The sequence below is a fragment of the Mesorhizobium sp. AR10 genome (assembly GCF_024746795.1).
In the GTDB taxonomy this organism is placed as follows: domain Bacteria; phylum Pseudomonadota; class Alphaproteobacteria; order Rhizobiales; family Rhizobiaceae; genus Mesorhizobium.
On record NZ_CP080524.1, the window covers coordinates 1,431,724 to 1,443,478 of the forward strand.

Sequence of the window (11,755 nt, forward strand, 5' to 3'; positions counted from 1 at the left end):
CAGAAAAATCTGCGCTCATCCGTTATCGAACTTTTAGCTCGCGTTCGCATCACAGAGTTGAGCTGAGATGGTATGTGTCTCACTCGTTATTTTTCTCGATAGGCAAGTCATCTTGGGCACCTGCCCAACCCCCTAGCTGCTTTCGCCTATCTTGATATTTGCCGGTGTATCCGAGGAAGGTCAAAATCATGACTTCCAACAGCCATTGTGTCGCAAACCACGCGTGTCCCAGTTCCTCTCCCGTATAGCTAAAATCTCCCGCATGAGTTAGGCCGTTTCGAAAATCGGCAAGGAGCGTGAACCCGTCATATTTCTCGCTACTCTTCGCTTTCACTATCTTTTTCAGGGCATCGGATTTTTCGGTGGGATCACCCGTAATTTTCATAAGCCGGGTGCAGGCTCGGAGTTTATCGGCAAGTGTCGCATTCTTGAACAGCGCCTTCGACCAACCTCCTTCCGTACAAAGGACGTGATAGGCCATTGTCTCCAAGCCAGCAGCCGACATTAGGAGTGCGATTTCGGTTGCATCGGTCTTGGTGTAGTTTCCAGCCTTGTAATACTGCATCGCTCGGCCAAGGGTACGCTTTCCTTCTGTTGTCGCGATGCGACGGACATAGCCTTCGAAAAGTGCGGGTAGGGCCGCCGTCAACGATCGATAAAACCAGTTCACAGGGGAGTCGAACCGATCGTGCTTTGTGAAGCCCAGGAGCCGGTAGCTATCAGCGTTGATTTCCGGGTTCCCCTGTACTTGCCCAAACCCTATTCGAGTACCCTTCACAAAGCCCAGAAAAGCGACCAGCCGACCGACGTGATCGAACATGGTTGAGCCGTCCATCGGCTTGCCGTCTGCCGTACTAGCTGAGAAATGGTGCGTTATTGCTTGCGCTATATGCAGCCGTGCGCGCCCTTGATAGAGCGCATGCGTGTGGTCGAAGGCGTGTAGGGTCACGTTCAAATTTTCATTCTTGAACGTCAGGCCATCTTGCCTTGGAATGTTGAGCCTTGGCCCGTTCACTATTAAACCGAAAGCCCCATCGGACGGCTTTCCAGAGAGCAGTGCCGGTTCTCTTGTTGGCTCGGCTTCAAATTTCGCTTCTTGATTGTCGAAGTTCATCTGATGGTTGGTGAGGAAGAATTCGATCGGATCGCTGGTCCCGAAAGTGATGCGCACGTCCTTGTCGATCACGTTGAAGTCCGGATTCTCTATTTTTTCAGCCCAATCCACGAGTACCCGCAAACCTTCATCAAGGCGGACACGGGCCGTTGGTTGGTTGGCAGGTTTGCCATCAATTTCGATACAAGTGACTACGCTATCGAGATCGACTGGCCCCTTTGGGCGACCTTCATAGAACGAATGTGGACCTGAGGGTAATTCTGACATGTTCGATCTTTGTGGCACAGAAGGAGCGTTTGCAACGTCGGTATTAAGGCATCGAAACTTATCGCGCGATTTAGAAACGGATTGGTGAGCCTCGACGATCCGTGCGCGGGCACAAGCCAGAACCGCAATCGACGGTCACACGCGGCGGGCGGCGCGAAATGTATCTGATATATCAGGTGATGTAATTCTGTGACATCGTACGACCTACCCGCAAGGACTCGACACTAGAGCCGGCTCCGAGTTCCCAAATTTCGACCGAGGACAGCAAGGGACCCCGGTACAGCGCATCACGCGGCCCTGCATCTGCCAATAGAGCAGGCCCTAGTGTCATACCAAATACCCTTAACCAAAGCCAGAGAATCCGTGCCAATAGAGTTGTATTTATATTTTGTCATGATAGTGTTTTGTCAGGTACTTTAAAGTCACCTGTCAGTTCTGGAGTTAAACTATGCAGTGGGGTTACGCAAGAACGTCTTCGGCTGAGCAGGTAGCCGGTCTGGAGGAGCAGGTAAAGACCTTGGAAGCGGTCGGATGTCGCAAGGTCTACCGGGAGCACGCATCGGCCGTTGGCCATAGGGAACAGTTCGATCGCCTCATGGAGCGACTGGAGGAAGGGGACATCCTGACCGTCTGCAAGGCTGACCGTCTTGCGAGGAGCATCGGAAAGCTGCTCAATATTGTGGAGGAGTTGGAGCAGCGCGGTGTTGCGCTCATGATCCTCGACTTCAACAAGGGTGACAGCATCGATACGCGGACGCCTACCGGTAAGCTCATGCTCACGCTCATGGGAGGATTTGCCGAATTTGAGCGCGGAATGATGCTCGAAAGGCAAAAAGCCGGCATCGAGAAGGCCAGGCGCGACGGCAAGTACAAGGGCCGCAAGCCGACTGCCATGAGCAAGTGCGATACGATCACCAAGTTGGACGCCGAAGGACTGACACGGCCTGCCATTGCGGCTCGGCTGCAAATCAGCGAACGCAGCGTGTACCGCGCATTGCGTCTCTCGTAAGACTGGGGCTCCACATGCCCGTTATCCCGGCAGCAATGCGACTGGTTTTCTGGTTCGGCTTGTACTGGCTGCTATGCCACATCGGTTAGCTCCAGCAATCGACGCCGTGCAACAGCCTCACAGGTCCAAAAGGCGAAGCGCAAGCTTCGCCTTTTTTTTGCCGACGCTCTGCGAAAGGGTCGATCGGGGACCCATGCCGTAGTTCCTACCCGGCCCGGTGTTTCTCCCTCATGATGTAGGAATGCGATTCCTAAATCACGCAGGGTGATTCACTCTGCGCTCAACTTCTGACCGCCTCAGTAGCGTTGACGCAGCGCAGCCAATTCAGTTTCGATTCCGAGCAGCTTGAACCTTGCCGCATAGAGGAGTTGCGCGATGTGCAGCACCCATAGGCCGACCTGCGCTGTGGTCTTCAACGCAAGGTCAAGGGGCAGGCCGTCGCCGTGCAGATAGATCGTATCGAGATGGACGTTTCCATCTACTCTTCGGATACTGGTGCTCAACGAGAAACCCTGCTCATTCGGATGCGCGCCGAAGTCGATCAGTGTTTCGTAAAGTGTGCCAAAGTGCTGCGCGAGTTTGGCCGAAGTTGCTGCGATCTGTTTTCTGATCTTGCTTTCGGTGAACTCATTTCGGACCACCTTTTTCGCGGCTTCACTATCGCTGCGAGTCAGCCATCGGGTCCAGCGGGCGTTGTCGCTGCCGATGTAGAAGCCGTAGGCACCGTGTTCGAGGCAAAGCCTTAATAGCCCCTGTGCCTCGTACAGTTGACCGGCCATCACGGCTCCAGCCGCCGCGCGGTATGCGGAGTGCGCCCGCATGAAAAACCCCATTGGTGCCATCGGGCGAGGGTTCACCGGGCCGTCCAGTAGCTGCTTGAACAGGGCATCGATCTTAATCAGATCGGCAACGGCAGCACGCTTGTTGTTGAACGTGGCGTATTGGTTGCCTCGATATTCATCAAGGTATTCGGTAAGGGCGTCATCGCCCCAGCCCTGTGGCACCTTCACACTTGCTCTGCTCATTGCCTTTAGGTGCCTCCGCCAAACAGCGGCCATTGGACCGCTACGACCTAATCTGCCGCAAGCTCGATGCGAGCGATAGCCACGGGACCCAAGCCGGTACCGACGCAGAAACGGGGAACAATAGATCATACCTGTTGAGTCCAGATAACAGAACTGACTCAGTAGATGAGTCGGTCGTTGTGGGCCACGAACCAGTTTTTCTTGACATTTTCGTTTATATCGTGGTAATATTCGGTTCACTGAAGGCATTCGCGGGGCGCGATCCTTTGGTTCTCCTCCACAGATAAAGGTACAACCCCATGAAGGTGGGCATCAACATTTCGCTGGAGCGAATCCAGCTTGCATGGCTGACAGCCAGAGCGACCTCAGAACAAAGATCAGTTTCATCGGTGCTGCGCGAGGTGGTCCAACGTGCAGCCGAAGCCGACTTCGCCCAGCGCAAACGCATCCCTGAACAAGGGGGCGCACGATGAGCAAGTATCGTGAGCCCGGAGTCCGCGTCGGTGAGTCAGCCGACGAAACACGCCTAGCAACCTCATATCCGGTCCGTTTGAGAGAATTGATCAAAGCCGAAGCCAAGGCCAGATCGGTGAGCGAGGCCACCATTGTACGGGAGTGCGTCGATTTCGCTTTTTCCGCGAAGAGCCGGGCCGCTGCCCTTGAAAGGGAGATTTTCAACCGTGACTGATCAGAGTGAAAACCAAGCGCAGGCGCGCGTCAGAATGGGCAGGGACCTCCAGTCGCTTGAACCTCAAACGCGGCTTGACTGGGCTCACGCTGGAGCTATTCCCGACGAAGTAGTCGAGCCTGACCCGATCCCGGAGACCTACGAACAGAAGAGATACCTAGGCGGTCGCACGCGGGATCAGCTTGCATCCGCGCTCGATATTGAGAACTACGAGTGGCTGGGAAGCGAGGCTTTTCGAAAGACCTCTGAATCAGAACGAGAGCCGGCCGAAGCGTCCGATTCAAACCCTCCACCGGCACCGCTACCCGCGCGGCCGATTGGTCCCGGCTCTGCATTGGACCCTGCCAAGGTGGAAGGCCTCCGTCCGGAACTTCGCGTCGAACTCGACAACCGCCTCCAGCGCGCGAAAAAAGGACTCGCTGGCTATTCCACTCTGTCCGACCGCCAGGAGATGGCGGACGCTGAATTGTACCTCCGGCCCTACCTGAAATGATCATCCTCACCCCCGGATTACCGGTCGCGCCGGTAACTCCATGCCCGGCACGTAAGCCGCCACGACGACCGCCCCCAGGCACGCGCCCCGTACTGCCCGACAGGCTGCCAAGCGCATAGTCAGAGAACGCCAAGTTGCCGTGCAGGGACGGTGACGACGCGGGCAGCCGGCTTTCTCCCTTCTGGGTCGGCTGCCAACCTATTCGAACCCCAAGCCTGTCCGCAGGGGCGGGTAGCCCGGCATTCCGATGTTCCACGCCGTTGTGCCGGGCGAACCAATCCGGAACCCTGTTAGGCAAGCTTCGGCAAACTGGCTGGCATCGCACTCGCACGCGATGCCGGCCGTTTTTCTTCCGGAGACCGGGAAAACGCACCCGCAAACCTGTCAAGCTTTGATCTAGTGCTTCAACGTCAGGCTTGTTTCAATCGGCTCGTGGAAGAGTTGAAAATGAATGCCGTGTTCAGCCAATCTGTCCCACATGGCTTGCACTCGCAGCGCTCTTTCTTCGATCTTTTTTGTATTAGCGTAATTCAGCCCGCCCCGTCGCTGTACCAGCGACAAGCTCTGTTCGTTTTGGCTCGATTCTGCACGCAACCACCGCCGCGCAATCAGATAACGGATTTGAGATGATATCATTGTGCCGAGCGGGAACGTAGCGTTGCTCCCTGGGTCGCGCGTTACAAGATCATAATCGTCACCGAGCCGCCTCGCCGTCTCGGCTACAAAAAGCCCTCCGAAGTGATTGTCGCCGGCCTTGGCTTTCTCTCTTATCAAATCGATTTCGCTCGCAGCCGGCCGAGAACGCATGATGAATTGAACCGCTTTCTCGCGAACGCCATTGTTCGGAGAATCGACCAATGAAAGCATGATTTGGCGAACAGATGTATCGCTCGCCATGCCATGTCGTTTCAGCAAACTGGCCGCAGATCGGACTAGTGTAACCGTGTCAGGCTGGTCCGAAATTGCCGCAAAAAGCATCTCCCGCAGCGCTTTGTCGCTTCCAAGCCGCGGAGCGACATAGCGCATAAGTTCGGCCTTAAGGAACGGGTCGACGGCTCGATAGAAAAGCTCTTCAACGATCGGCACCGCAACATCGTGGTATTTTCCAGAACTGCTCAGGTTCTTGCCTGCCCATTCAATCTGCTCCACCCATCCACCGCGAGCGACGGTCGTCAATAATTTTCGCGCGCGCTCGTCGGATTCGAAATAGGTATTCAGCCGGGCTTTGGCAGCGAAGATGGACCCAGACAATTCTGCGCCATCAAGAATGGTTGTGCTGTCCATTTTGAAGCGTACGCCAACGCAGTCGCGTAGATCGGCTCCAGTGAAATCAAAACCTCTGATATCGGAGTCGCTGATGTTGACGCCTTGCAGATCGGCGAACCGCAAGTCACGGGATGGTTGCAGACCTCCGAGCTTTACCATTTGTTCGAAGGGCGCTTCAGAAGCCTTGGCAACGGACTGAAGGGCGGCAACTTGGCTCTCAGAAAGGATGCCAGTGAGATATGGGCTATCCTTCATCGAAACTCTGCGACTTCCCGAATACGAACTTGCCCTCAAACGGCTTGTCGGACCCCGCCGCGTGAAGGCTCTTTGCTATAAGCACTTTTGCAATTTTCTTTTGATTGACGGACGAAAACCAGACCCCGCCCGTAATCAGTTCGGCCTTCACGTGCTTTTGCTTGACGACAAGTTCGGCTTCGACACCAACGCGGTTTTTGCCTGCAACAGGTGTCACCTCGCACAATGGCTCATGATCGATATACACTCCGTCCAGAGGCGCGCCGGTGATCTTCCAGTTGTCGTTGCCGATCGCCTTGACCTGATGGCGTTCGATCACGTCCGTACTGGTCGTCTTTTCGCCGACCGACTGACCAGACTTTTCGGTGGAATCGCGACTGCCCTCAACCTTGCCGTCGATGCCGGTCATGGATGCACCGCCTGAAGCGCTAGCTGAGCGGTTTTTCTCGGTGTCTACCGTCTGCGTTACAGACCGCTCGCGCTGTACTTCCTGTCGGACCTTCGTTGCCATCACGGGGTTGCCCAGCTTCGTCCGGGGCACGACCTCCAGCCCTGTGAATTGAACCGACAGCACCGCTTCGGAAATCTCAACCGCAATAAATCCGATCGTCTCTTCGATTTCGAACGGGTGCACGCGCAGCTCGACAAGAAGATCATGGGCGTGATCGTCGCCTTCTTTCGGCGAGACCTTGGTCTTCAACTCCACCAGATCGGGAAGAGGGTTGTCATGCTCCGATTTGAACTTCACAGGTCCTCGCTTCACGCGCGACAAAGAATCAACTGCAATGCATCGACGCATGATACCACACGCAGGCGCTTGACCAGCAGCCAGCCGGTTTCCAGTGCCTTGCCTTCCACCAACACAAGCGCCTTAGATATGGACCTCGCATTCTGCTGCGTAACTATTTGAAACAACAAGGCAATTTCCATTTTACAACTTGACGCACACTGTGCACTTCGCTAAGCGCAGCCGTTGCGTATGGGTACTCATGTTCAAACGTCCTACCGTCTCCCGCTGGCATTCCTGCCGGCGAAGCAGTTGCGCGCGAATCTCAACAGCAATGCCGACCGAACCTTGGCCCGACTCCGCAAAGCCCATTCGACCGTTGCAAAACTGGTAATCGCAGACCCGGTCTATCTCCCGATCTTCGACAGGCTGGAGGCTGAAATCGCCACCACGGAAGCCAAGCTGATTAGCGGCGATCCCATCGCGAAGGCGAGGGCGATTGCCGCCGCCCGGATTCCCATCCACACAACCTGACCCAAAGGAGCATTTTATGACTGCAAAGACGCCCGGCGAACCCGGTGAGATTGCCCATCTGAGAGCCCAGATAGTCGATCTGAAAACCAAGCTCGATAGTATCGCCCTCTATATGGCCATGGAGAAGCGAGGAAACGGAAGACAGGTTACGCCAAACCAGCTTAAAGCGCTCGCAGCGGTGGAAGACAGGTATGGGATTGACCTTCATTGGATGCACCGCTTTGTCGGGCGGTATATGGACGCCTTTCACGAGGGCGGGGCTCGGAATCTCGGCTTGTAAAGCCGGCCACGAGATGAGCAGCATTTGTACCGATTGCGGGTGCGATACTACTCCCTGCACTGGCAAGCGCGGCTGTCGCCACAAAGGCCGCTGGGAGTGGTACATGGTCCGCAACCGGCTCTGGGCGAAAGGCGGGATGAAGGAGGGTTTCCTGTGCATCGGTTGTCTGGAAACGCGTCTTGGTCGCGAGCTTGAGGCGCGCGACTTTTCCTATGCGCCTATCGGACATCCATGGAACTCACCGCGTCTGGAGGCGCGCCTAGTAGGCAATCGCCTCCAGAAGCTCCGCCGCATGTTCTAGCGAGCCGCCCTCGCCATAACGTTGCCGTCCGCCTAGGCTGTGCCCCATCAGATCGCGGCGGATACGTTCGTCGATCTTGGCACGCAGCATTCGGTCTTCAAAGCTGTGGCGAAGCGAGTAGAGCGAGTGGTCCGCTGTCTCCAGCAACTCGTTTTCCCGGAGAAACTTGTTCACGGTGTCGCTGATTTTGTCCTTGAATCGATATGTCGGAAAGCCTTCGGGGAACGCCCGCAATGCCTCCAGACTGACCCCTACCAGTGGAATGGTCCGCTTCGAGTCTTTGTTCTTGGTCTTCTTTCCTTCGGCCTTGATTTCAATGTGAGGTACATTGGCATCGAGGCGGATATGATGCGGGAGCAACCCGACGATCTCAGACGGCCTCGCCCCGGTGTTCACCATGGCATGGATGACGGCCCTGGCTTCTGCATTGAGGCCATCGAGAGCGCCCGATTCTAGGAGCTTTCCCTTGATCCACTTATCCGAGAATGGCGGGCGGGTCTTGTCGTCATCCTCCTTGAACGTCAGCTTGCCGAGCGGGAGCGCCAGACCAAGCCGCTTCTTTTCCTCGACCAGCCGAAGGGTCGATTCGACATAGCCGATGTCCTTGTTTGCGCTATTCGGAGTCAGTTCTTCCTTGGCGAGGCGCTTCGACCACCAATCACGAAAGTCCAGCATATGGTCCCGGGTGATATCAGCAAGCACCTTGTCACCGACCACGGCGACGAAATTGCCGATCGCCTTGATGCGCGGATTCTTCCACCGCCGAATCTGATCTTCGCTCATTCCACGTGTGTTTTCGGCCGCAAGTTCCCAATAGAGTGCCAAAGCCCGCGTGACCGTGATCGGAGGCTCCTTAGCGCCACCAAGCAGCGCCGCAGCCTCCAGCTTGTCCGGTTCACCTTTGCGAACCGAGACGGCCTCAACGCGCTGTAGCAGTTCCTCCCGTGGGAGTTTGGCGACTTCGCCGGCCGTCAGCCAGCGGTAGCCTCGCGCCTTTGCCAAATTCTGTGCGGCCTCAAATGCCTTCTCGGCATCGGCGGTATCACCGGCCTTTTTGGCCTCCCAGCCAGCAATGGTCTTTTCCCAAACCTGGGCCGCCTTTTGCTGCGCATGGCTTTCCGAATCCGTGCTGAGTGGGACCCAAATCTCCTTGCGCGGTTCGACGCCTCTGTAATCAACCGGGACGTGCCTAACCATGTACAGCATGCCGCCCTTGCCGCGCCGCTTTAGCTTTATCTGCTTACCCATGCTGAACTCCTGACTCTGCACCGGAAATACCACGTCTCCGCCAGAGACCATAGCAATTTCCAGAGCAAAAATCAGAGCAGAATCCCGAATTGGTTACCGGAACCTTGCAGCCTTACAGGCGATAAAGGCAGTCTTTTCAAAAGGTTGAGAGTCAGACTAGCGGTCAAAATGTGGCGGAGAGGGAGGGATTCGAACCCCCGATGGGCTTGCACCCATGCCGCATTTCGAGTGCGGTGCATTCGACCACTCTGCCACCTCTCCGCGGTCATGGTCCGCCGTTGCCGGCGCGGCGCATTAGATAACGGCTGGGCGGGCAGGTTACAAGGCCAATCCGCCGGGAAATTCAGCTTGCTGCGAGGGTCTTGCCGGGATTGACGCCGTCCCGTCCTCGACAGGCGATGCCGGCCAATCGGCCAAGGCAAGGAATCGGGCCGTTTGCCTTGACTTGCAACGAACCTTCGGTTAGGGACAGCGCGCAATCGGCGTGGAGGGTTCTTCCGCGCCGCTTGTTTTTTGAACCCGCAGACTGACAAAAAGACGGCCGAACCGCGTGAAGCGGTTCATCAAGGCCGACCGAACAGCGAAAGGCAAAAAATGTTCGCAGTCATTAAAACGGGTGGCAAGCAGTATCGCGTTGCCGCCAACGATCTCCTGAAGATCGAAAAAGTCGAAGCCCAGGTCGGCGATATCGTCGAAATCGGCCACGTGCTCGCGCATGGCGAGGGCGAGAATGTCACGTTCGGCGCGCCGTTCGTCGACGGTGCGATGGTCACCGCCGAGGTCGTCGAGCAGGGCAAGAACCGCACCGTCATCGCTTTCAAGAAGCGTCGCCGGCAGAATTCGCGCCGCAAGATCGGCCATCGCCAGCTTTTGACCACCGTGCGGATCGCCGAGATCCTGCTGGCTGGCGCCAAGCCGACGAAGAAGGCGGCCGTAAAGGCCGAGGCGAAGGCCAAGGCAGAGGTTGCCCCCGAGGCGAAGGCCGAGGCTGCACCGAAGGAGGCCAAGGCCAAGAAGGAAGCCAAGGCAGAGGCTGCCCCGAAGGCAGAGGCCAAGGCCGCTGAAGCCGTCGCCGCGCCGCTGTTCAAGGCGCCGAAGGGCGAGCCGGACGACCTGACCGTGATCAAGGGCATCGGCCCGGTCGCCGCCAAGGATCTTGCCGAGCAGGGCATCATCACCTTCGCGCAGCTCGCCAAGCTGTCGGACAAGGATGTGGCCAAGATCGACGAGCACATGCCGTTCAGCGCCGAGCAGATCAAGGACTGGCGCGAGCAGGCCAAGGAACTGGCGAAGAAGTAAGATTATCCGGCGCAATCGTCGCCGGATCCGACTTGAAACGGAACGCGAACGCGTTCATAAGACCATTCAAGCGCCTTGCGGCGCATCGGAGTTAGTTAGATGGCACACAAGAAAGCTGGCGGTTCGTCGCGCAATGGTCGCGACTCGCATTCCAAGCGTCTCGGCGTGAAGAAGTTCGGCGGCGAAGCCGTGATCCCGGGCAACATCATTATTCGTCAGCGCGGCACCACGTGGCATCCCGGCGTCAATGTCGGCATGGGCACGGATCACACCCTTTTTGCGCTCGAATCAGGCGCAGTCACCTTCAACAAAAAAGCCAACGGCCGAACCTACGTCTCGGTGAACCCGATGACGAAAGCAGCGGAGTAGCCGGTTCCGTACGAGAACACCGGCACCCATCTCGGGAACCGGTGTCTGGCCAAGCCAGGAAATGGATCAGGGGAGATGGGTTTCCATCTCCCCTTTTTCTTGCCTGGAGGACTGACATGGTTGCCGAAGCGGAAGACACAGACGACGAAAGTTACGCGATAGATTGCCCGGTGCTGGCGACCGAGCGGCTGGCGATGCGGGCGCCGCGCGAAAGCGATATCGAGCAACTGGCCGCACTCGCCGACAACCGGCATGTCGCCGAAATGCTGGCCCGCATGCCGCACCCCTATGGCGAGGCCGAGGCGCGCGCCTTTCTTGCCATGACGGCTTCGCGCCGGGCGGGAATTGCCTATGCGTTGACGCTGGCCGGCACCGAGGTCTTCGTCGGCTGCGCCGGCCTCAACACCACCGATCGCGGGCTGGAGCTCGGTTACTGGATCGGCGAGCCCTACTGGAAGCGTGGCTATGCGACGGAAGCCGCGCACGCGCTGGTCGACCTCGCCTTCCAGAAGACGACGATCCAGGTGCTGCATGCCTCGACGCGGGTCATCAACCCGGCCTCGCGCCGCGTCATCCACAAATGCGGCTTCCAGTATGCCGGCCAGGGCATGCTGAACTCGATCGTCGCCGGCCAGGTGCCGGTCGAGCGCTACCGTCTCGATCGCAAGACCTGGACCAGCCTGCGGAACTGGGTCCACTTCTAAGGCGTGTCGATATTCAGGTGATGCCGGCCTGCGAATGGCGGTTTCCTGCGCTTCCGGTGCTCACGTACGAAAAGTACGCTCCGCTCCGGTTCTCGGAAACCACCATTCTCGACTCGGCTTGACCTGAATCTCAACACACCTCGACGCTGAGCTTTTAGTCAAAGGTTCGAAAAAGA

General features: G+C 57.2%; 15 protein-coding genes and 1 tRNA gene. 9 read left to right on the top strand and 7 right to left on the bottom strand.

The genetic code is table 11. The annotated features are described in order from the left end of the window. Positions 1–79: 79 nt before the first annotated feature. A complete protein-coding gene (locus tag LHFGNBLO_RS10400; RefSeq protein WP_258606592.1) occupies positions 80–1,381 on the bottom strand; it encodes a hypothetical protein in 1,302 nt (433 codons plus the stop codon). Positions 1,382–1,829: 448 nt separating this feature from the next. Here LHFGNBLO_RS10400 and LHFGNBLO_RS10405 point away from each other — a divergent pair, with 448 nt between their 5' ends. Next, the gene (locus LHFGNBLO_RS10405) at positions 1,830–2,390 is read left to right on the top strand and encodes a recombinase family protein (protein WP_258606593.1); all 561 of its coding nucleotides are present in this window, start codon (positions 1,830–1,832) and stop codon (positions 2,388–2,390) included. 296 nt (positions 2,391–2,686) lie between these two features. Here the strand turns inward: LHFGNBLO_RS10405 and LHFGNBLO_RS10410 are convergent, their stop codons facing one another. After that, a complete protein-coding gene (locus LHFGNBLO_RS10410) occupies positions 2,687–3,415 on the bottom strand; it encodes a hypothetical protein (RefSeq protein ID WP_258606594.1) in 729 nt (242 codons plus the stop codon). Between the two features lie 299 nt (positions 3,416–3,714). Between LHFGNBLO_RS10410 and LHFGNBLO_RS10415 the strand changes: the two genes are divergently transcribed. The 3 genes from LHFGNBLO_RS10415 to LHFGNBLO_RS10425 are packed head-to-tail and all read left to right on the top strand — an operon-like array spanning position 3,715 to position 4,596. Continuing rightward, the gene (locus tag LHFGNBLO_RS10415; RefSeq protein ID WP_258606595.1) at positions 3,715–3,888 is read left to right on the top strand and encodes a hypothetical protein; all 174 of its coding nucleotides are present in this window, start codon (positions 3,715–3,717) and stop codon (positions 3,886–3,888) included. Further along, positions 3,885–4,103 (top strand): hypothetical protein, encoded by a 219-nt coding sequence (locus tag LHFGNBLO_RS10420; RefSeq protein WP_258606596.1) that lies wholly within the window; start codon positions 3,885–3,887, stop codon positions 4,101–4,103. The genes LHFGNBLO_RS10415 and LHFGNBLO_RS10420 overlap by 4 nt, the downstream gene beginning before the upstream one ends. Further along, positions 4,096–4,596 carry a hypothetical protein gene (locus tag LHFGNBLO_RS10425; RefSeq protein WP_258606597.1) on the top strand — a complete coding sequence of 167 codons (501 nt, stop codon included), beginning with the start codon at positions 4,096–4,098 and terminating at the stop codon, positions 4,594–4,596. Before LHFGNBLO_RS10420 ends, LHFGNBLO_RS10425 begins: the two co-directional genes overlap by 8 nt. A 396-nt stretch (positions 4,597–4,992) precedes the next feature. On the opposite strand, the gene LHFGNBLO_RS10430 is transcribed toward LHFGNBLO_RS10425, so the two are convergent. Genes LHFGNBLO_RS10430 through LHFGNBLO_RS10440 form a run of 3 tightly spaced genes read right to left on the bottom strand, consistent with a single transcriptional unit; the run spans position 4,993 to position 7,047 of the window. Further along, positions 4,993–6,117 (bottom strand): pentapeptide repeat-containing protein, encoded by a 1,125-nt coding sequence (locus LHFGNBLO_RS10430; RefSeq protein ID WP_258606598.1) that lies wholly within the window; start codon positions 6,115–6,117, stop codon positions 4,993–4,995. After that, positions 6,107–6,865, bottom strand: a complete 759-nt coding sequence (locus LHFGNBLO_RS10435; RefSeq protein WP_258606599.1) for a hypothetical protein — start codon at positions 6,863–6,865, stop codon at positions 6,107–6,109. The genes LHFGNBLO_RS10430 and LHFGNBLO_RS10435 overlap by 11 nt, the downstream gene beginning before the upstream one ends. Positions 6,866–6,876: 11 nt before the next feature. After that, positions 6,877–7,047, bottom strand: a complete 171-nt coding sequence (locus LHFGNBLO_RS10440; RefSeq protein ID WP_258606600.1) for a hypothetical protein — start codon at positions 7,045–7,047, stop codon at positions 6,877–6,879. Between the two features lie 109 nt (positions 7,048–7,156). Between LHFGNBLO_RS10440 and LHFGNBLO_RS10445 the strand changes: the two genes are divergently transcribed. Together LHFGNBLO_RS10445 and LHFGNBLO_RS10450 are read left to right on the top strand one after the other, a co-directional pair. Next, positions 7,157–7,378: a hypothetical protein gene (locus LHFGNBLO_RS10445; RefSeq protein WP_258606601.1), complete on the top strand. Its 222-nt coding sequence runs from the start codon at positions 7,157–7,159 to the stop codon at positions 7,376–7,378. Positions 7,379–7,394: 16 nt separating this feature from the next. After that, positions 7,395–7,658 (top strand): hypothetical protein, encoded by a 264-nt coding sequence (locus LHFGNBLO_RS10450; RefSeq protein ID WP_258606602.1) that lies wholly within the window; start codon positions 7,395–7,397, stop codon positions 7,656–7,658. A gap of 259 nt (positions 7,659–7,917) precedes the next feature. On the opposite strand, the gene LHFGNBLO_RS10455 is transcribed toward LHFGNBLO_RS10450, so the two are convergent. Together LHFGNBLO_RS10455 and LHFGNBLO_RS10460 are read right to left on the bottom strand one after the other, a co-directional pair. After that, entirely contained in the window at positions 7,918–9,207 is a 1,290-nt protein-coding gene (locus tag LHFGNBLO_RS10455; RefSeq protein ID WP_258606603.1) for a tyrosine-type recombinase/integrase, read from the bottom strand. Positions 9,208–9,378: 171 nt separating this feature from the next. Beyond that, positions 9,379–9,468, bottom strand: a tRNA-Ser gene (locus tag LHFGNBLO_RS10460). Between the two features lie 333 nt (positions 9,469–9,801). Between LHFGNBLO_RS10460 and LHFGNBLO_RS10465 the strand changes: the two genes are divergently transcribed. From LHFGNBLO_RS10465 to LHFGNBLO_RS10475, 3 genes are all read left to right on the top strand, one after another. Further along, a complete protein-coding gene (locus LHFGNBLO_RS10465; RefSeq protein ID WP_258606604.1) occupies positions 9,802–10,506 on the top strand; it encodes a 50S ribosomal protein L21 in 705 nt (234 codons plus the stop codon). Positions 10,507–10,605: 99 nt separating this feature from the next. Next, positions 10,606–10,875 carry a 50S ribosomal protein L27 gene (gene rpmA, locus LHFGNBLO_RS10470; RefSeq protein ID WP_258606605.1) on the top strand — a complete coding sequence of 90 codons (270 nt, stop codon included), beginning with the start codon at positions 10,606–10,608 and terminating at the stop codon, positions 10,873–10,875. 116 nt (positions 10,876–10,991) lie between these two features. Further along, positions 10,992–11,579, top strand: a complete 588-nt coding sequence (locus tag LHFGNBLO_RS10475; RefSeq protein ID WP_258606606.1) for a GNAT family N-acetyltransferase — start codon at positions 10,992–10,994, stop codon at positions 11,577–11,579. Positions 11,580–11,755: the final 176 nt, after the last annotated feature.